The sequence below is a fragment of the Burkholderia sp. AW33-5 genome (assembly GCF_053427615.1).
Window position 1 is genome coordinate 129,500 of record NZ_JBSAXA010000016.1, and the last position, 18,211, is coordinate 147,710.

The 18,211-nt window shown below is 64.9% G+C and carries 16 protein-coding genes; 10 read left to right on the plus strand and 6 right to left on the minus strand.

Translation table 11 applies throughout. The annotated features are described in order from the left end of the window. Positions 1-2: 2 nt before the first annotated feature. The 5 genes from ACV22V_RS23435 to ACV22V_RS23455 all read left to right on the plus strand — a co-directional run bounded on the left by ACV22V_RS23435 (position 3) and on the right by ACV22V_RS23455 (position 6,193). Positions 3-1,709 carry an AMP-binding protein gene (locus tag ACV22V_RS23435; RefSeq protein WP_059527014.1) on the plus strand — a complete coding sequence of 569 codons (1,707 nt, stop codon included), beginning with the start codon at positions 3-5 and terminating at the stop codon, positions 1,707-1,709. 109 nt (positions 1,710-1,818) lie between these two features. After that, a complete protein-coding gene (locus tag ACV22V_RS23440) occupies positions 1,819-3,348 on the plus strand; it encodes a CoA-acylating methylmalonate-semialdehyde dehydrogenase (protein WP_059692088.1) in 1,530 nt (509 codons plus the stop codon). An 18-nt stretch (positions 3,349-3,366) separates the two neighbouring features. After that, entirely contained in the window at positions 3,367-4,269 is a 903-nt protein-coding gene (gene mmsB / locus ACV22V_RS23445) for a 3-hydroxyisobutyrate dehydrogenase (protein ID WP_059527008.1), read from the plus strand. Continuing rightward, positions 4,266-5,057 (plus strand): enoyl-CoA hydratase, encoded by a 792-nt coding sequence (locus tag ACV22V_RS23450; protein ID WP_448015686.1) that lies wholly within the window; start codon positions 4,266-4,268, stop codon positions 5,055-5,057. The genes mmsB and ACV22V_RS23450 overlap by 4 nt, the downstream gene beginning before the upstream one ends. Beyond that, positions 5,054-6,193, plus strand: a complete 1,140-nt coding sequence (locus ACV22V_RS23455; protein WP_059699172.1) for an enoyl-CoA hydratase/isomerase family protein — start codon at positions 5,054-5,056, stop codon at positions 6,191-6,193. Before ACV22V_RS23450 ends, ACV22V_RS23455 begins: the two co-directional genes overlap by 4 nt. 70 nt (positions 6,194-6,263) lie before the next feature. Here ACV22V_RS23455 and ACV22V_RS23460 read toward each other — a convergent pair whose 3' ends face one another. Then, entirely contained in the window at positions 6,264-7,169 is a 906-nt protein-coding gene (locus ACV22V_RS23460; RefSeq protein ID WP_448015687.1) for a LysR family transcriptional regulator, read from the minus strand. Between the two features lie 177 nt (positions 7,170-7,346). Here ACV22V_RS23460 and ACV22V_RS23465 point away from each other — a divergent pair, with 177 nt between their 5' ends. After that, the gene (locus ACV22V_RS23465) at positions 7,347-8,885 is read left to right on the plus strand and encodes an MFS transporter (RefSeq protein ID WP_448015688.1); all 1,539 of its coding nucleotides are present in this window, start codon (positions 7,347-7,349) and stop codon (positions 8,883-8,885) included. Positions 8,886-8,920: 35 nt separating this feature from the next. On the opposite strand, the gene ACV22V_RS23470 is transcribed toward ACV22V_RS23465, so the two are convergent. Then, positions 8,921-9,502, minus strand: coding sequence for an HD domain-containing protein (locus tag ACV22V_RS23470; protein ID WP_448015689.1), 582 nt, complete (start codon positions 9,500-9,502; stop codon positions 8,921-8,923). Between the two features lie 85 nt (positions 9,503-9,587). Then, positions 9,588-10,145 carry a helix-turn-helix domain-containing protein gene (locus tag ACV22V_RS23475; protein WP_448015690.1) on the minus strand — a complete coding sequence of 186 codons (558 nt, stop codon included), beginning with the start codon at positions 10,143-10,145 and terminating at the stop codon, positions 9,588-9,590. Between the two features lie 282 nt (positions 10,146-10,427). Between ACV22V_RS23475 and ACV22V_RS23480 the strand changes: the two genes are divergently transcribed. Both ACV22V_RS23480 and ACV22V_RS23485 read left to right on the plus strand, forming a co-directional pair. Further along, positions 10,428-11,831, plus strand: coding sequence for an HdeD family acid-resistance protein (locus tag ACV22V_RS23480; RefSeq protein ID WP_448015691.1), 1,404 nt, complete (start codon positions 10,428-10,430; stop codon positions 11,829-11,831). Positions 11,832-12,133: 302 nt separating this feature from the next. Next, positions 12,134-12,865 carry a ribonuclease T2 gene (locus ACV22V_RS23485; RefSeq protein WP_059692096.1) on the plus strand — a complete coding sequence of 244 codons (732 nt, stop codon included), beginning with the start codon at positions 12,134-12,136 and terminating at the stop codon, positions 12,863-12,865. 67 nt (positions 12,866-12,932) lie between these two features. Here the strand turns inward: ACV22V_RS23485 and ACV22V_RS23490 are convergent, their stop codons facing one another. Both ACV22V_RS23490 and ACV22V_RS23495 read right to left on the minus strand, forming a co-directional pair. Next, positions 12,933-13,568: an isochorismatase family cysteine hydrolase gene (locus ACV22V_RS23490; RefSeq protein WP_448015692.1), complete on the minus strand. Its 636-nt coding sequence runs from the start codon at positions 13,566-13,568 to the stop codon at positions 12,933-12,935. Positions 13,569-13,868: 300 nt separating this feature from the next. After that, a complete protein-coding gene (locus ACV22V_RS23495; RefSeq protein ID WP_448015693.1) occupies positions 13,869-14,792 on the minus strand; it encodes an alpha/beta fold hydrolase in 924 nt (307 codons plus the stop codon). Between the two features lie 111 nt (positions 14,793-14,903). On the opposite strand from ACV22V_RS23495, the gene ACV22V_RS23500 reads away from it, so the two are divergent. Together ACV22V_RS23500 and ACV22V_RS23505 are read left to right on the plus strand one after the other, a co-directional pair. Beyond that, complete coding sequence (locus ACV22V_RS23500) at positions 14,904-15,272, plus strand: MerR family transcriptional regulator (protein WP_448015694.1); 369 nt, start codon at positions 14,904-14,906, stop codon at positions 15,270-15,272. Positions 15,273-15,658: 386 nt separating this feature from the next. Further along, positions 15,659-17,410, plus strand: a complete 1,752-nt coding sequence (locus tag ACV22V_RS23505) for a P-loop NTPase fold protein (protein WP_448015695.1) — start codon at positions 15,659-15,661, stop codon at positions 17,408-17,410. Between the two features lie 317 nt (positions 17,411-17,727). Here ACV22V_RS23505 and ACV22V_RS23510 read toward each other — a convergent pair. Beyond that, a partial coding sequence (locus ACV22V_RS23510; RefSeq protein WP_448015696.1) for a TIR domain-containing protein occupies positions 17,728-18,211 on the minus strand: 484 nt, incomplete at its 5' end.

Consider the following 18,211-nt stretch of genomic DNA (forward strand, 5'->3'; position numbering starts at 1 on the left):
CGATGACGGTACAGGCATTCCTGGACGCACGCGACTTTCTGCTGCGCCATCGCACCGACTACGAAACCGCGTACCGCGATTTCGAATGGCCGGTGCTCGATGCATTCAACTGGGCGCTCGACTACTTCGACCCGATGGCGCGCGGCAACGACAAGCCCGCGCTGTGGATCGTCGACGCGGCAACCGGCACGGGCGACCCGTATTCCTTCGCGCAGATGTCCGAGCGCTCGTCGCGGATCGCGAACTGGCTGCGCGGCATCGGCGTCGTGCGCGGCGACCGGATCCTGCTGATGCTGCCGAACCGTGTCGAGCTGTGGGACGCGATGCTCGCCGCGATGAAGCTCGGCGCGATCGTGCTGCCCGCGACCACGCAGCTGTCGGCCGACGACGTGCGCGATCGCGTGCAGATCGGCGGCGCGAAATACGCGATCGTCGACGAGAGCGAAACCGCGAAATTCGAACAGGCCGATCTTGGCCTCACGCAGAAAATCGTCGCCGGCGCACCGCGCGCGGGCTGGCTCGCGATGAACGACGGCTACGCGGCGAGCGCCGCATTCGAGCCGGACGCCGTCACGCACGCGAACGATCCGATGCTGCTGTACTTCACGTCGGGCACGACGTCGAAACCGAAGCTCGTCGAGCATACGCACCGAACCTATCCCGTCGGGCACCTGTCGACGATGTACTGGGTCGGCCTGCAGCCGGGCGACATTCACTGGAACATCAGCTCGCCGGGCTGGGCGAAGCATGCGTGGAGCTGCTTCTTCGCGCCGTGGAACGCGCAGGCGTGCGTGTTCGCGTTCAACTACGCGCGCTTCGAGCCGAAGGTCGTGCTCGACGCGCTCGTCAAATACCAGGTGACCACGCTGTGCGCGCCGCCGACCGTGTGGCGCATGCTCGTGCAGCAGCCGCTCGCGTCGTTCGACGTGAAGCTGCGCGAGATCGTCGGCGCGGGCGAGCCGCTGAATCCCGAGATCATCGAGCGCGTGAAGAAGGCGTGGGGCATCACGATTCGCGACGGCTATGGCCAGACCGAGACGACCTGCCTGATCGGCAACACGCCGGGCCAGCCGGTCGTCGCCGGTTCGATGGGCCGCCCGCTGCCCGGCTACCGGATCGCGCTGCTCGACCCGGACGGCGCGCCCGTCGGCGAAGGCGAGGTCGCGCTGCCGATCGGTGCGGGCGTGATGCGTCCGGTCGGGCTGATGACGGGCTACGCGAACAATCCCGACGCGACGGCCCACGCGATGCGCGATGGCCATTACCGCACGTCGGACATCGCGATGCGCGGCGACGACGGCTACTACGTCTACATCGGCCGCGCGGACGACGTGTTCAAGTCGTCCGACTACCGGCTGAGCCCGTTCGAACTGGAAAGCGTGCTGATCGAGCATCCGGCGATCGCGGAAGCGGCCGTCGTGCCGAGCCCGGACCCGGTACGGCTGTCGGTGCCGAAAACCTTCATCACGCTGCGCCAGGGCTACGAGGAAAGCCCCGCGCTCGCGCTGGAGATTTTCCGCTTCTCGCGCGAGAAGCTCGCGCCGTACAAGCGCATCCGCCGCCTGCAGTTCGCGGAGCTGCCGAAGACCATCTCCGGGAAGATCCGCCGCGTCGAGCTGCGCCGCCGCGAAATCGAGCGCGGCGACGATGCGGCGACACGGATGCCCGGCGAATACTGGGAAGAAGATTTCGCCGCGGAACTGAAATGAGCTGTCGCGGGCCATGCGCGCCGCATGTCGCGGCCGTCGCCCGCAACACCGATTGAACCGGCCGCGCGTGGCATGACGCTACACGGCCCACTGCAAGGAGAGTGCATCGATGAACGCGAATCCGACGCCCCGCACGGGGCAAGACGTGCCGACGGTCAAGCTGCTGATCGACGGCGCCTTCGTCGAGTCCACCACGAGCGAGTGGCGCGACATCGTCAATCCGGCGACGCAGCAGGTCCTCGCGCGCGTGCCGTTCGCGACCGTCGCGGAAGTCGACGCGGCCGTGCAGGCCGCGCACGCCGCGTATGCGACGTGGAAGAACACGCCGATTTCCGCGCGCATGCGCATCATGCTGAAGTTCCAGGATCTCGTGCGCGCGAACCTGCAGCGCATCGCGAAGACGCTGACGGCCGAGCAGGGCAAGACGCTGCCCGATGCCGAAGGCGACATCTTCCGCGGCCTCGAAGTGGTCGAGCACGCGTGCTCGGTCGGCACGCTGCAGCTCGGCGAATTCGCGGAGAACGTCGCGGGCGGTGTGGACACCTACACGCTGCGCCAGCCGCTCGGCGTGTGCGCGGGCATCACGCCGTTCAACTTTCCCGCGATGATTCCGCTGTGGATGTTCCCGATGGCGATCGTGTGCGGCAACACGTTCGTGCTGAAGCCGTCGGAGCAGGATCCGATGTCGACGATGGAACTCGTCGAACTCGCGATCGAGGCCGGCGTGCCGAAGGGCGTGCTGAACGTCGTGCACGGCGGCAAGGAAGTGGTCGACGCGATCTGCACGCATCCGCTCGTGAAGGCGATCTCGTTCGTCGGCTCGACGGCCGTCGGCACGCACGTGTACAACCTCGGCAGCCAGCACGGCAAGCGCGTGCAGTCGATGATGGGCGCGAAGAACCACGCGATCCTGCTGCCCGACGCGAACCGCGAGCAGGCGATCAACGCGCTGGTCGGCGCGGGCTTCGGCGCGGCCGGCCAGCGCTGCATGGCGACCTCCGTCGCGGTGCTCGTCGGCAACGCGCGCGACTGGCTGCCGGACATCGTCGCGAAGGCGAAGCTGCTGAAGGTCAACGCGGGCTCGGAAGCGGGCACCGACGTCGGGCCGGTGGTGTCGCGCGGCGCGAAGGCGCGCATCCTGTCGCTGATCGACACGGGCATCAAGGAAGGCGCGAAGCTCGAACTCGACGGCCGCGACGTGAAGGTCGCCGGCTTCGAGGAAGGCAACTTCATCGGGCCGACGATCTTCTCCGGCGTGAAGACCGACATGACGGTCTACACGCATGAAATCTTCGGGCCGGTGCTGGTCGTGATGGAAGTCGACACGCTCGACGAAGCGATCGCGCTCGTCAACGCGAACCCGATGGGCAACGGCGTGGGCATCTTCACGCAGAGCGGCGCGGCCGCGCGCAAGTTCCAGAGCGAGATCGACGTCGGCCAGGTCGGCATCAACATTCCGATTCCGGTGCCCGTGCCGTTCTTCAGCTTCACCGGTTCGCGCGGCTCGAAGCTCGGCGATCTCGGCCCGTACGGCAAGCAGGTCGTGCAGTTCTACACGCAGACGAAGACGGTCACCGCGCGCTGGTTCGACGACGACACGACGGCCGGCCCCGTGAACACGACGATCCGGCTGCATTGAGCCGGGGAGGACACGAACATGAAGATCGGATTTATCGGACTGGGCCACATGGGTGCGCCGATGGCGCTGAACCTCCTGAAGGCCGGCCATGAAGTGCACGCGTTCGACCTGAGCGCCGACGCGTTGCGCGCGCTGCAGGACGCCGGCGCGCAGGTGGCCGCGTCGCCGCGCGATGCGGCATCGGGCGCGGCGTTCGTGATCACGATGCTGCCGGCCGCGCCGCACGTGCGCTCGGTGCTCGCCGGCGAGAACGGCGTGCTGGCCGGCCTCGGCGCGGGCGCGACCGTGATCGATTCGAGCACGATCGACCCGGCGAGCGCGCAGGCGTTCGGCGCGCTCGTGCGCGAGCACGGCGGCGCGTTCGTCGATGCGCCCGTGTCGGGCGGCACCGGCGGCGCGGCGGCCGGCACCCTGACCTTCATGGTCGGCGGCAGCGACGCCGATTTCGAGCGCGTGAAGCCCGTGCTCGCCGGCATGGGCAAGAACATCGTCCATTGCGGCGCGACGGGCATGGGGCAGGTCGCGAAGGTCTGCAACAACCTCGTGCTCGGCATCTCGATGGCGGCGGTGTCGGAGGCGATGTCGCTCGGCGTCGCGCTCGGCATCGATCCGAAGGTGCTGGCCGGCATCGTCAACACGTCGACGGGCCGCTGCTGGAGCTCGGACACCTATAACCCGTATCCGGGCGTGATCGACACCGCGCCGTCGTCGCGCGGCTACAGCGGCGGCTTCGGCACCGACCTGATGCTGAAGGATCTCGGCCTCGCGAACGACGCCGCGAAGCAGGCGCGCCAGCCCGTCTATCTCGGCGCGCTCGCGCAGCAGCTTTACCAGACGATGAGCAGCCGCGGCGACGGGCAACTCGATTTCTCGGCGGTGATCCGCCTGTACCAACCGGCCACGAAGAAGGACGCCTCATGATCGAACTGGACTACGTCGACGACGGCGTGATCGCGTGCGCGACGCTCAAGCGTCCGCCCGCGAACGCCTTTACCGCCGACGGGCTGCGGCAACTGCAGGACACCGTCGCCGAATTGAACGCGAACCCGCGCGTGCGCGCGCTGGTGATCACCGGCGACGGCCCGAAGTTCTTCAGCGCGGGCGCCGATCTCAACACGTTCGCCGACGGCGACCGCGCGGTCGCGCGTGCGATGGCCGCGCGCTTCGGCGCGGCATTCGAGGCGCTGCACGACTCGCGCGTCGTGACGATCGCGGCGATCAACGGCTACGCGATGGGCGGCGGCCTCGAATGCGCGCTCGCGTGCGACCTGCGGATCGCCGAGACGCACGCGCAGATGGCGCTGCCCGAACCGTCGGTCGGCCTGCTGCCGTGCGGGCTCGGCACGCAGACGCTGCCCTGGCTCGTCGGCGAAGGCTGGGCGAAGAAGATCATCCTGGCCGGCACGCGCGTCGACGCGTCGACGGCGCTCAGGATCGGCCTCGTCGAGGACGTGGTCGAAAGCGGCGCGGCGCGCGATGCGGCGCTGGCGCTCGCGCGCAACGTCGCGCGGCAGAGCCCGCACGCGGTTGCATACAGCAAGGAACTGATCGGCCTCGCGCGCCGCGGCGTGCCGCGCGGCGCGGCGCTCGCGGTCGAGCGCGAACGCTTCGTCGACCTGTTCGACACGAACGATCCGCGCGAAGGCGTGGCCGCGTTTCTCGGCAAGCGCGCGCCGCAATGGCATACCGATGGAGAGCCGCAACGATGAGCACGCCGGTCACGACTCATGGCAGTTTCGTAGAGCCCGCACCGGAGGTGCTGTTCCGTGTGGTGAACCGCGTGGCGCTCATCACGCTGAACCGGCCGGCCGCGCTCAATGCGTTGTCCTATCCGATGATCGGCGAGCTGGCCGCGCGTCTCGAACGCTGCCGCACCGACGACCAGATCGTCGCGGTCGTGCTGCGCGGCGCGGGCGAGAAGGGCTTTTGCGCGGGCGGCGACGTGCGCGCGCTGCACCGGATGGTCGCGCAGCGCGAGACCTGGCTGCCGTTCTTCGTCGACGAATACCGGCTCGACTACGCGATCCATACGTTCCCGAAGCCGATCGTCGCGCTGATGGACGGCGTGACGATGGGCGGCGGAATGGGCCTTGCGCAAGGCGCGGCGCTGCGCGTCGCGACCGAGCGCAGCAAGATCGCGATGCCGGAGACGCGCATCGGCCTCGTGCCCGACGTCGGCGCGACGCATTTCCTGTCGCGCATGCCGGTCGAACTCGAACTGTACGTGGGGTTGACGGGCGCGATGCTGTCGGGCGCCGATGCGCTGACCGCGAAGCTCGCGGACCTGTGCGTGCCGTCGTCGTGGCTCGATACGTTCGAGACGCGCATCGAGAGCGTCAAGTGGGACGGCGACGTGCTGCCGGCGCTGCGCAAGGTGTTCGAGCCGCCGTGCAACGTCGTGCCGCATTCGGCGCTCGACAGCCAGATGGCGTGGATCGTTCGCCATTTCGACAAGCGCTCGACCGTCGAGCGGATCGTCGCGACGCTGAAGCAGGATCTTGAACGCGACGAGCTGGCGCGCGAGCACCGTCAATGGCTGCAGGCGACGCTCGACGCGCTCACCGGCCATTCGCCGACGATGTTGTGCGTGACACGCGAAGCGCTGCTGCGCGGCCGTCAGATGACGCTGGCCGAGTCGTTCCGGATGGAACTCGGCATCGTGGCGCGCGCGATCGAGGAGGGCGACTTCTGCGAAGGCGTGCGCGCGCATCTGGTCGACAAGGATCGCAAGCCGCGCTGGGCGCCGGCGTCGCTCGTCGAGCTGCGCGCCGAGCGCGTGCGGCATTTTCTGACGTCGCCGTGGAAACTGTTCGCGCATCCGCTCGCCGATCTCGGCGCGGCGTGAAGTGACGCGATGTGCCGACGCGCCCGTGCGGCGCGTCGGTCAATTCATTATTCTTTCCGCGCTTTCGCGCTCAGCGCTCGATCATCGGCGGCACCGCCTGCACGAGCGCGTCGATCACGCAGCGCGTCTTGCGCGGCAGGTAGCGCGTTTTCGGCCAGATCGCGTGGATGTCGCCTTCGCACACGAAGCAGCGATCGAGCACGACGACCATCTCGCCGCGCTTCACGTAATGATCGAGCAGCCAGCTCGGCAGCCATGCGATTCCGAACCCCGAGGCGCCCGCCGCCGCGATCGCCTGCACGTCGTCGAAACTGAGCTGGTGCGGCATGTCAATGCGCACCGTCGAGCCGTCCGGCGCGCGCAGGTCCCACGGCTGCACGACGCCCGAACGTGAATACGCGATCGTCCGGTGGTGCCTGAGGTCGTCGAGCGATTGCGGTATCCCGTAGCGCGCGAGATACGACGGCGCCGCGCCGAGACTGCCGTATTGCGTGCCGAGCCGCCGCACGGCGAGGCTCGTGCTGTCCGCGAGCGTGCCGATCCGCACCGCGAGGTCGATCCCTTCCTCGATCAGATCGACGAAACGGTCCGTGATCGACACGTCGATCCGCAGATGCGGATAGGTGCGCGCGAGGTCGAGCACGATCGGCGTCACGCAGTGATGCCCGAATGCGAGCGGCACGCTCAGCCGCAGCTTGCCGCGCGCTTCGTTGCGACCGCTATCGAGATCGGCTTCGGCCGCTTCCAGCTCCGCCAGCGCGCGCACGCAGCGGTCGTAGTACGCCTGGCCGTCGTCCGTCAGGCTCTGGCTGCGGGTCGTGCGCTGCAGCAGCCGCGCGCCGAGCCGCTTCTCGAGCCGCGCGATCGCCTTGCCGACCGCCGAGCGCGTCATGTCGAGCCGTTCCGCGGCGAGCGCGAAGCTGCCGGATTCCACGACCTGGACGAAGGTCCTGACACCGTCGAGTCTGTCCGTCATGGCAGGATGGGTTGATTGCGTCCTGTGATTCCCCAGTCTGGAGAAATTGTCGCGTCAATGGGGAGGGAAATTCTCACTATAGTACCGATTCCCGTTCAGCGTGCGTTGCCGGCCGCACGCGGCGCATCTTTCTTATCTGGAGGCGCGCGGCCTGTCGCGGGCCGTCGCGCAATACGCATGACGCTATCCGACTCCCGCAGGAATGCGGTCGCGCTCGCGGCCGTCTGTCTCACGTCGCTGATGTTCGGCCTCGAGATATCGAGCGTGCCGGTGATCCTGCCGACGCTCGAACACGTGCTGCATGGCGACTTCAACGGCATGCAGTGGATCATGAACGCGTACACGATCGCGTGCACGACGGTGCTGATGGCGGCCGGCACGCTCGCCGACCGGTTCGGCCGCAAGCGCGTGTACGTGATCGGCACCGTGCTGTTCGGCGCGACGTCGTTGCTGTGCGGGCTCGCGCCGAACGTGCCGGTGCTCGTCGCGGGCCGGCTGCTGCAGGGCGCGAGCGGCGGCGCGATGCTGATCTGCCAGATCGCGGTGCTGTCGCACCAGTTCCGCGAAGGGCGCGAGCGCGGTCGCGCGTTCGGAATCTGGGGGATCGTGTTCGGGATCGGTCTCGGCTTCGGGCCGATCGTCGGCGGCGCGATCGTCGCGCTGGCGAGCTGGCCGTGGGTGTTCCTCGTGCATGCGCCGCTCGCGGCCGTCGCGCTCGTGCTGATCGGCGGCGCGGTGCAGGAGTCGCGCGATCCGCATGCGGGCACGCTCGACGTCGCGGGCATCGTCACGCTGTCGCTGGCCGTGCTCGGTCTCGCGTTCTATATCACGCAGAGCGCGGAACTGGGGCTCACGAGTGCGGCCGGGCTTGGCGTGCTCGGCGCGACCGTGCTCGCGCTGGCCGGCTTCTTCATCGCGGAGCGCACGAGCGCGCGGCCGATGTTCGACTTTTCCGTGTTCCGGATTCGCGCGTTCACCGGCGCGATCTTCGGCTCGATGGGGATGAACTTCAGCTTCTGGCCGTTCATGATCTACCTGCCGATCTGGTTCCAGGTCGCGCTCGGCTACGACAGCGTGACGGCCGGCCTCGCGCTGCTCGCGTACACGCTGCCGACGCTCGTCGCGCCGCCATTCGGCGAGCGGCTCGCGCTGCGCTACGGGCCCGGTGTCGTGATTCCGGGCGGCCTGTTCACGATCGCGGCCGGATTCGCGCTGATGCGGATCGGCAGCGGCGTCGAGCCTGCCAGCTGGCTCACGATGCTGCCAGGCTGCGTGATCGCCGGCATCGGGCTCGGGCTCACCAATACGCCCGTCACGAACACGACGACGGGCGCGGTGCCGAGTTCGCGGGCCGGGATGGCGTCGGGCATCGACATGAGCGCGCGGATGATCTCGCTCGCGCTGAACATCGCGGCGATGGGCTTCGTGCTGGTCGCGGGGATCGTCGCGAGCCTGAAGGCGGGCGTCGCGGGGGCGGTCGATGCGGGGACGCTGCGCATGCTGGCACAGCAGATCGCGTCGGGCCGCACCGACGGGCTGCAGGCGATCGCGCCGGCGCTCGCAAAGGCCGACCCGACCGGCACGGCGCTGCACGCCGCGCTCGTGCACGGGTTCGGCTGGGTGATGGTGTACGGCGCGGCCGGCGTGGCCGTGCTCGCGACGGCGAGCGCGGTGGCGTTCGCGCCGGCAAGGCGCAGGGCGGCGGTGTGCGAATGATGCGCGCAGTGTCGCGCGCGGCCGGTTCCGCGCGCTTACGCGCCGTCGCCGCGAGCGTCGATCCGGCGTTGCGTGTCCGCGTCGACGATCGCGCGGATCGCGCCGAACAGCGGCGCCGCGTCGGTGTAGCGCCGGCCGTAGCCGAGATTGAACGCATAGTCGAAATCCGGCGGATTACTGCCCTGGTTGTGCTGGAGGATCGTCTCGAGCTTGTCGAGTGCCTTCGCGGCGCGCGCTTCCGGTGATGCCGCCGCCTCGTATTCGTCCCACAGCGCGACGATCTCGTCGCGCAGCGCGCGATCGAGCCCGGCCGTCAGCGTCAGCAGGTCGTCGCGTTCATGCGTGCTCTTGTCCGGATGCGCGGCCTGCTCGATCGCGGGGATGTCGCCGTGCAGCGCTTCGCCGAGATCGTGGACGACGCACAGCTTCAGCAGCTTCGTCGTGTCGACGTCGGGCAGCGCATCGGCGAACACGAGCGCCATCAGGCACAGCCGCCAGCTGTGTTCGGCCGTGCTTTCGGCGCGCCCGGTCGACGTATGGCCGCTGCGCAGCACGTTTTTCAGGCGTTCGGCTTCGCGCAGGAAATCGAGCCGCGCGTGGATCGTGTCGAGGTTCATGGCAGTGAAGTGCTTGAATCGAGCCCTCAAGCGTACGTCGCGCGGACGCGATGCGTCCACGCATGAAATATGCGCGCCGCGCTTGCTACAGCGTTTCGACGAGCCGCGCGGCGGAGCCGTCCGACAGCGTCATCCGCGTCCATCGGCAGGTGCTGCCGCGGATCGGCACGATGCGCGACGCATTGGCGCCGGTCGCGAACTCGACGCTCGGCGGCCCCGCGCGATCGTGCCAGCCGAGCGGGTCGAGCGCGGCTTCCATGCGGACGATTTCCGGCGTCGCGTAGCGCCACAGCGATGTGCCGAGCAGTGTCGGCAGCGGCCGCGAAAACTCGGCCGCGCGCGACGGCGAGCACGCGAGCAGACGATGCGTGAGATCGCACACGAGATGCATGCGCGCCGTGCTGCTCGCGATCAGCCGCGCGAGCGCGTGGTCGCCGGCCGAATCGAGACGCGCGGCAAGCAGCCGCTCGGCCATCGCGCGCTCGTCGGGCGACATCTGCTGGATGCCGGCTTCCCAGCGCGAAATCGTCGATTGCGCGACGCCGAACAGCTCGGCCGCGTGGCTCTGCTTTACGCGATGCAGCGTGCGCCAACGCTTGAGTTGCGGGCCGAGCGGCGGGGTGTGAAGCGGTGAGGCGGGCATGTTCGTGTTCCGTTCGGGATGCGGGCCGTGCTGGCGCCGCGTTGCGAAATGGATGAATCGGCCGTTATTCCAGGGGTGCCTGGATCACGAAGAGCGTGACGTCGGGCGTTCTGACTCGCCGGAATTGTTTTCGCCAGGCTTTCAACCAGCTCCTCCATATCTTATTATTCGGCGAAAGCGGAGCGCGCCGGCTGCCATTGTGCATGTCGAGGCATGATGCGGCGGTCGGCATGACAGGAGATGCGTGCCAGCGCGTATCCCGAAAAAACATACGAGGGCGCCATGGTACGACTGGTCTTGCTGCTGCTGGGCATCGAATATCTGCGAACGCGCTGGCGCGGGCTGACCGTGCTGGGCTGGCTGTGGGTCGTCGCGGGCGTCGGCATCTTCGTCGACGCGCTCGACGGTGCGCTGCATTTTCCGATCGAACTGTTCGCATGGCTGTTCCTGATCGAGGGGCTCGCGACGCTCGCGGTGGCCGGCAGCGGCGTCGGCGGGCAGCGCATCCTGCGCTACGTGAAGGGCATCGCGGTCGTGGTGGCTGCCGGGCTCGTGTTCGCGGGCCATCATCACGGCCACTTCCTGTTGTCGATGATCTTCGGCACGCTGTTCCTCGTCGACGGTTTGCTGCAATGCACGTCCGCGTGGATGGTGCGTTATCGGCGCTGGAACGTCGCATTCGCGTGGGGCGTCGTCGAGATCCTGCTCGCGGTCTTCTTCTATCAGCCGTATCCGACCCATTATGTGGGCACCGTGCCGTACTGCCTCGGCCTGCTGCTGATGTTCGGCGGGATGCACATGCTGAGCCTTGCCGCGCGCGTGCGGCGGCTGACGCGCAACCCCGCGTTCGTCACGTCGCCGGCACCGTCGATCGTGCCGGACATCGACGCGGCGCCCGACATCCCGCGCTTCACGCAATCCGAATGGGACGGCCCGCCCGCCGACCACGAGCACGCGCTGACCGTGCACGTGTGGACGCCGACCGGCACGTCGAAGGCCGAAGCGCAGCGCTATCCGGTGATCGACCGCTACATCGCGGCGGTGGACGTCAACGGCGTGATCTCCACGGGTCACGCGGCGCTGGAGTCGCCCGAGGGCATCTACATCAGCCTCTATCCGGCCGTCGAGATCGATCGTTCTCCGGATGAATTCACGCGGATCCTGCGTGCGACGCGCGAGAACGACGTGCCGGGCCTGTTTCAGCCCGACTATGCGACCGAGTCGAAAGCGTGGTGTCCGTCGACCGTGCGCGTGCGGATCCGCAATTACGATCCGGCGAAGCTGGCCGCATTCTGGTCGTCGTATCGGCAGACCGTCACGTACAACCTCACGCACCGCAATTGCTCGAGCACCGTGTCGAATGCGCTCGAAGCTGCGCTCGACGGCGCGGTGTGGCGGCTCAGGGGCACGCGGGCCGGGTGGGGCGCATTCATCCGGCTGCTGCTCACGCCCGAGCTGTGGGTCGCCGCGCAGATCCGCAAGCGTGCGGTGACGATGGCCTGGACGCCCGGGCTCACGCTCGACTATGCGCGCGCGCTCAGCATGCTCGCCGATCCGCGGCCGTTCGCGTGGTGGAAGGTCGCGCGCTCGGCCGTGAAGGCGATCATGGCGTCGCGCCGCGCGTGGCGCGAGCAGGACAGTGCGGCACTGTCGCCGGGTGGATCGGAAGCCGCGTCGGCGAAATAATCGCGTGGCGCCGGTCTCGCGCGTGCGTGCACGCAGCTCGGCAGCGGGTCGTGAGCGCGGGGGTGTCGTCGGTGAGCACATGGCTTCGCCCGTTTCCGATCTCGACGCGGTATGGCTTGCCTGGCCGGGTGCCGTCATCGTGGGGAGGATCCGTTGCAGGAAACAAGAGGTTCGGCGTTGCACTACGAATTCCTTCGTCCACCTTCATATTGATGCAACGTTGCGCAGGCAACAATCGCGGGCAGACATTCGACAATCTTGCGGCGCATCCCGCGACCGCAAGCCTTTTCCGAGGAAACGCCATGCTCAAGACGCTCGCCCGCGCCGCGGCCGCACTCGCCGTCGCATCCGCCTCGCTGCACGCCGTCGCGCAGACCAGCTACGACTACCTGTTGCTCGCGGCTTCGTGGGAGCCCGGCTTCTGCGCGTCGCACGACACGCCGGAATGTACGAACCTTGCCGGCACGTACGCGGCGACGAGCCTGTCGCTGCATGGCCTGTGGCCGAACAGATATGACGGCAACCAGCCGTTCTACTGCGGCGTGCCGCAGAGCGACGTCGATCTCGACAACGCGCACCAGTGGTGCAGCATGGATGCGTATCCGGTCAGCACCGCGACCCGCAACACGCTGTCGACCTACATGCCGGGCGTGGCGTCGTGCCTCGACAAGCACGAATGGTTCAAGCACGGCACCTGCTCGAATTCGGCGTCGCCGGATGCGTACTGGAACGAGGCGGCAGGCATGATCAGCCGGCTCGGCAACACGTCGTTCAACGCGTTCCTGCAGGCGAACGCGGGTAAGACCGTGACACGCAATCAGCTGTTGTCCGCGTTCGAAGGCGCGTTCGGCAGCAATACGCGCAGCGCGGTGTCGCTGAAGTGCACGAAGACGAACGGCGTCAGCTATTTCACGGAAGCGTGGATCGCGGTCAAGACGAATGCGACTACCCAGTTTCCGAGCGCCGCGTCGCTCGTGACGGACGGGAATACGCAGGGCACGTGCCCGACGTCCGGCGTGTATATCGCGAAGTAACGCGCGAAGTTGCGTGGGGAGCGCAGGTCGGGTGCGTTCCGGCCGGCGTGGTGCGGGTGGTGCGCGTCTATGCGAGCAATCGCAGTGCATCCGCGAGCGACAGCACCGTCGTGCGCGTCTCGAACGCCGTCGCGAACAGGTGCTCGTGCACGACCTCATCCGGGTCGTAGCAGCAGTCCTTCACCGTATACAGCCGGAAATCCGCATCGCTTGCGTGCGCAACCGACGACAGCACGACGCCGGTCGACGCGATCCCGACGAGGATCAGCGTGTCGATGCCCTGCGCGACGAGCCGTGCCTGCAAGTCGGTGCGAAAGAACACGCTCGCGCGATGTGCGATGGTCAGCGGCTCGTTGTCCAGCCGCCCGAGTTCCGGGCACGGACCGTCGTCGACGAACAGGCCGAGCTGCTTGATTCCTTGGCCGTTCTTGTTGCGTGGACTGACCTCCGGATAGCCGTGGCTGAAGCGGAGATTCGCGAAACAGACGTGGACGCCGTCCGCCCGGGCTGCATCGCACAGCTTGCGCGTGTTGGCGAGCAGGGTGGGGGCGACCGATGGAAAGAGACCGAGGATGTCGGTCTGGTAGTGCATGACGATCAGTGCGGTTTGCGCGGGCACGATCGGGGGAATCGATGTGTGCGTGCGGCCTTCCGCGTTGGCGTGATGAGTCGTTGCGAGATCTGAAGCGTGTTCCGGTTGCATGACTGATGCTCTCCCATGAGTCATTTCGGTGTCTCAGAAAATCGATCGCTCGTTATACGTCGTCAACCATTTCAGTGCAAGGGGGGCGGAACTCGGTCAATGTGGCCGGGCACGTGATCCCGTAAGCGAGTGGCGAGCCCGTGGACGACTGCTACCGGCCAGGAGCAGACTTCGACAAAGTTCGAGCGACTGGCCGTTGTCCTGGGACTTTGCGACATTCAATTCGCTCCAGGACGCGGAAAATTGCAGCACTCGATTCCGGACGCATCAAGCCGGCCTTGAGGACCGGCTGAGCACGATTTAATGGGCCTTCAAGAACGCTGTAATCAGTTCGAGAATCTCTTGCGGTGCATCCTCGAAGCAGTAATGGCCGACTCCCGCGAGCCGGTGAATCGGCGCCGCGGGAAATATTTCGCTGAACAGAGGCAAAAAGTGCTGAGCTGCCAGCGTGCAGTCGGCCTCGCCCCAAATGGCGAGCGCTGGTTTTGAACGGATCGTGTCGAGTGCCGTCGCGTCTGGCACTTCGAAACGATGTGCCCCGAGGGCAAAGCCCTTTGCCCAACCAATAGCGCCAGCGCTGTCTGCCGGGGTGGCGAATCGCGAGCCATAGGCACGCAGGAAAGACGCGTCATTAACACGCGAGTGGTTTTCGAATCCGTTGAGCTTCAGGACACTTAGGATATTGAAGCCCAATTCGTTGAGCACAGCTTCGAGCCGCCCTTCTGCTTCGGCATTGAGAATCCACTGGAACCAAGGTGAGGATGCAGCATTTGCGCTCACTCGCTCGAATAACGTGCTTTGACCAAACGGTGTAGGGCCGTTTGCGCTGACGATTCGGCTAATGCGGTTTGGATGTCGTGCAGCGAGTCCCATGCCAACAGGGCCCCCGAAGTCGTGCATGACAAGCGTGATGTCGTTCAAGTCCAGGGCAAGCACGAACGTTTCAAGGTTGTCGATATGATCCTGCAACCAGTACGTGCGATGTCTCGGGGTTTCGCTCTTGCCGAAACCCATGTGATCGACAGCAATCACACGATAGTTGCCTGAAAGCGCCGCGATAAGGTCGCGAAACAGATATCCCCACGTCGGCTCCCCATGAAGACAAAGGACGACCTGACCATTGGCAGGTCCTTCATCGACGTAGTGCAGGCGAAAGCCTGCCGCGTCGCTAAAGCGTGGGGTGAACGGAAACGTTCCATCAAACGTGTCGTTAGATTGATTCATATACGGTTGTCCTTGACGAATGTGGCGGCAGGTAATCCTGCCGGCCGAAAGAGGTTAAACTTTGACATCGCTGTCAAGGTCAAGTACGCGTATGTTTCAGGAGACGTGACGATGCGTATTGGAGAACTCGCCCGCCGCACCGGCATCAGTGAGCGGATGCTACGGTATTACGAGCATGAAGGTCTGTTGAACCCGAAGCGAACCGAGTCAGGCTACCGCGATTACGGTTCTGAGGAAGAGCGCTGTGCACTGCGCATCCGCACGCTGACTGCGGTGGGGTTGAAGATCAACAGTATTCGGCTGTTGCTGCCTTGCGTGCTAGGCGAGAAACCCGTGTTTCATCCATGCGCCCAAGGGCGAGCATTGCTCCGCAGCGAGGTCGAAAAACTCGACGTCAAGCTGCGCGAACTTAGTGAAACGCGAGAAGTCGTCGTGAGCCTGCTCAAGGCGATCGACACCAACGAGATTTTGCCTCTCTAATATTTTCATGCGTTTAAGTATTGAGGCACTCCCACCGGGCAAAGTCCAGCAAGCTGATGTGTTGCGACAGCGGAACCGCAGGCGAATACTTCGAATGGACCGTTAAGGAGTATTCCCAGGAACGACTGCAATCGAGCACGATAGCGGCGCTCGCAAATAATGCCCCAAAGGGCCGAGAAGGGTCGGCTACGGCCGACTGCGTCGGGCGGCAGTCGGCCAGGAGGTGCCAGCCAGTGCGAGCGTTTAAAGGGCCATTTCAGGCCGAGGTGAGTCGTTCGCTGATTTTGGACTGAATACCCCTCTGCACTGCGATAATGCCGACGAGCTTACCCGGTGAGCCGTAGTCGACGTTGGCTGCTGCCCCTGGAAGTCGACGGAGGAGCGCCATGTCGCTTGAGAGAACCAAGAAACAACTAATTGAGCTGCTCGAAAACGCCGACAACAAAGTCATCGCTTTGTCGGGCAGGTGGGGAACGGGCAAGACCCATCTTTGGAACGAGGTCAAGACGGAATCCAAAGACGGGAAGGTCAAGAAGGCGCTCTACGTATCGCTGTTCGGCCTGTCGAATATTGACCAAGTCAAACGCAAGCTGATGGAGGGCGCTTTGCCCGACGCGGCGGTGGGCGGCGGCAGGCTTGAAATCGTTAAGAACTTTTTCAAGAGCGGGGTGCAGGCTGCTGCTACCCATTACAAGGCGCTCGCAGCCATCAATGATCTCAACTTGCTGCTCGTCGCGCCACTCGCTCTGAGGGGGAGGTTGATCGTAATTGACGACATCGAACGCAAGCACGCGAAGCTCGGGATCGACGAGATCCTTGGTTTCATCGACGAATATTCCAAGGAATTCGAGGCGCGGTTCGTTCTTGTTCTCAACGACGACCAGCTTGCGACAGAGGGCGAGCAGCGGACGCTTTGGGCCACATTTCGAGAGAAAGTGATCGACCAAGAGATCAAACTCTCGACGACGCCGGATGAAGCGTTCTCCATCGCGATCAAGCTCCTAGTGTCGCCCAAATACGAGGCAATACTAAAACTAGCCGTCGTCGCGTGTGGCCTCACGAACATTCGGATTATTGGGAAGGTGATCCGGGCAGCCAATCAAATCCTCGCGAATAGGGAGCTGAGCGATCCGATTCAAGCGCGAGTTGTGCCCTCGATCGTTCTCTTCGGAGCTATTCATTACCGGGGACTCGAGGATGGTCCCGACTTCCAGTTCGCTTTAAACGTCGGAAACCCAGACTGGTCCACATTCCTCCGCGACAAAAAGGATAAGCCCACCGAAGAAGAAAAGCGCGAAGACCGTTGGCGGATGCTCATGAGCGAACTCGGCATCAACAGCTGCGACGACTTCGAGAAGGTACTCGTGGAGTTCCTGGAATCCGGCCTTTTCGAAAGTGAGAAGGTCCAGGCTATCATCGAACGTTACATCGGCGAGGCGCAAACCATTGAGGCTCGCCAAAATGCTCGCATTTTCATCAAGAAGGCAATCTGGGACCACCGGGCGACCGATTCGGATCTCATTGCCGAAGCCACCGTTTTCCCCGCCGTCGCAGGCCAGCTCGATCCCTATGTCGCTACGGAGCTCCACGGCGTGCTGAGCGAATTGGATGGCGGACAGCGGTTGGCCGAGCAGGTGATCCAGGCTTGGATCGCGGCGTTCCGGGATCGCGGAGGCCCCGCCCCGGACGACGACAATCCGTTTGGCAACCCCTTACATCCTGACATTCAAGCCACATTTGACGTCGTCGTCTCGCAACAGCAGGCTCAGGCGACCGTGGTAGAGGCCTGCAATCACATCATCGAACACAGCGGTTGGGGCACTTTGCAAGAAGTGGCCATGAAGCGGGCGACGGCCGCCGATTTTGAGTCGGCCATCCGAGAGATGGGCATCGACGACTTGCCGAAATTCATGCGTCGCATGATTCAGATGCGACTCCAGCGAGGAGCGTACGATCCGCATTTCGGTCACGCAACGGACCGCTTCATGGAGGCCTGCCGAGCGATTGCGAACGACCAGAGCCCTGAATCAGCGCGACTGGCCAAGTTGATGAAGAGATTGTTCGCCACGACAGCGCTGGCCACCGAGCTTGAAGCTGCACAACCAAGTCAGCGGGCTGACGACGCCGAGCAGCCTTAAGCAGCGTTTAGGGACGAGCCATTACTGGCATAGCAGATCGAGGCTGATTCTCCGATTGAGGTTCAAAATGATGCAAGATCGCCAACACATTCAAGCAGTGGCGAGAGGAACTCGGGCCGCAGGCCGGCGTATTGCTTGTGGGTTGCAGATCTAGATGGTTTCGAGGTGCGTGGTCCGCCATCCTTCGAGCAATGTTAGGTGCTCAGGTCTAGGTTAGACGGTGGCAACGGCAGAGATGCGAATTTGATGACGCCACGGGTTGAATCCGCAGTCGGAAGCGGGCCTCCACGTGAGTCTGCTACCGGCCATGAACTCCGCTACGGTAATAGCTCAACCCGCTCCTGAATAAAGTGAGCGATTTCCTGCGGACTGAATCTTTGGCTATCTACGTAGCCGTCCGTTTTGAAGACGCCGTCGACTGAGCCATCGTCCATCTTTACGAACATAATCTTCTTGTGGTCGCGCTCCATGATGATTTCTTTGATCGCTCGAAACTCTATGCCACACCAATCTTTTAACTGATAGTCACCGCCGATGAAAACCACGATCAGTTTAGAGCGGTTTCTATAAATGTCCTGAAGCAGGGTATCAAGCGACGGCCGTGCAAGCTGGGACACATAGTTATTGTCGTAGAAGTATGAATTCGGGCCAATCAGCCGTTCCAACTCTTGAGCGATCTGTTCAACCACGGGCCGGGCTTCGCCAGGGAACGACAGTGCCACATCGAACGAGTGAGTCGAAATATCCACGGCCTTGGTAACATCACGAGCCCACGCAGGCAGGTCGATTCCACGGTTCCTA

Coding starts and splice junctions, on each gene's coding strand:
- ACV22V_RS23435 (WP_059527014.1), top strand. CDS start 3: ATGACGGTACAGGCATTCCTGGACGCACGCGACTTTCTGCTGCGCCAT.
- ACV22V_RS23440 (WP_059692088.1), top strand. CDS start 1,819: ATGAACGCGAATCCGACGCCCCGCACGGGGCAAGACGTGCCGACGGTC.
- mmsB (WP_059527008.1), top strand. CDS start 3,367: ATGAAGATCGGATTTATCGGACTGGGCCACATGGGTGCGCCGATGGCG.
- ACV22V_RS23450 (WP_448015686.1), top strand. CDS start 4,266: ATGATCGAACTGGACTACGTCGACGACGGCGTGATCGCGTGCGCGACG.
- ACV22V_RS23455 (WP_059699172.1), top strand. CDS start 5,054: ATGAGCACGCCGGTCACGACTCATGGCAGTTTCGTAGAGCCCGCACCG.
- ACV22V_RS23460 (WP_448015687.1), bottom strand. CDS start 7,169: ATGACGGACAGACTCGACGGTGTCAGGACCTTCGTCCAGGTCGTGGAA.
- ACV22V_RS23465 (WP_448015688.1), top strand. CDS start 7,347: ATGACGCTATCCGACTCCCGCAGGAATGCGGTCGCGCTCGCGGCCGTC.
- ACV22V_RS23470 (WP_448015689.1), bottom strand. CDS start 9,502: ATGAACCTCGACACGATCCACGCGCGGCTCGATTTCCTGCGCGAAGCC.
- ACV22V_RS23475 (WP_448015690.1), bottom strand. CDS start 10,145: ATGCCCGCCTCACCGCTTCACACCCCGCCGCTCGGCCCGCAACTCAAG.
- ACV22V_RS23480 (WP_448015691.1), top strand. CDS start 10,428: ATGGTACGACTGGTCTTGCTGCTGCTGGGCATCGAATATCTGCGAACG.
- ACV22V_RS23485 (WP_059692096.1), top strand. CDS start 12,134: ATGCTCAAGACGCTCGCCCGCGCCGCGGCCGCACTCGCCGTCGCATCC.
- ACV22V_RS23490 (WP_448015692.1), bottom strand. CDS start 13,568: ATGCAACCGGAACACGCTTCAGATCTCGCAACGACTCATCACGCCAAC.
- ACV22V_RS23495 (WP_448015693.1), bottom strand. CDS start 14,792: ATGAATCAATCTAACGACACGTTTGATGGAACGTTTCCGTTCACCCCA.
- ACV22V_RS23500 (WP_448015694.1), top strand. CDS start 14,904: ATGCGTATTGGAGAACTCGCCCGCCGCACCGGCATCAGTGAGCGGATG.
- ACV22V_RS23505 (WP_448015695.1), top strand. CDS start 15,659: ATGTCGCTTGAGAGAACCAAGAAACAACTAATTGAGCTGCTCGAAAAC.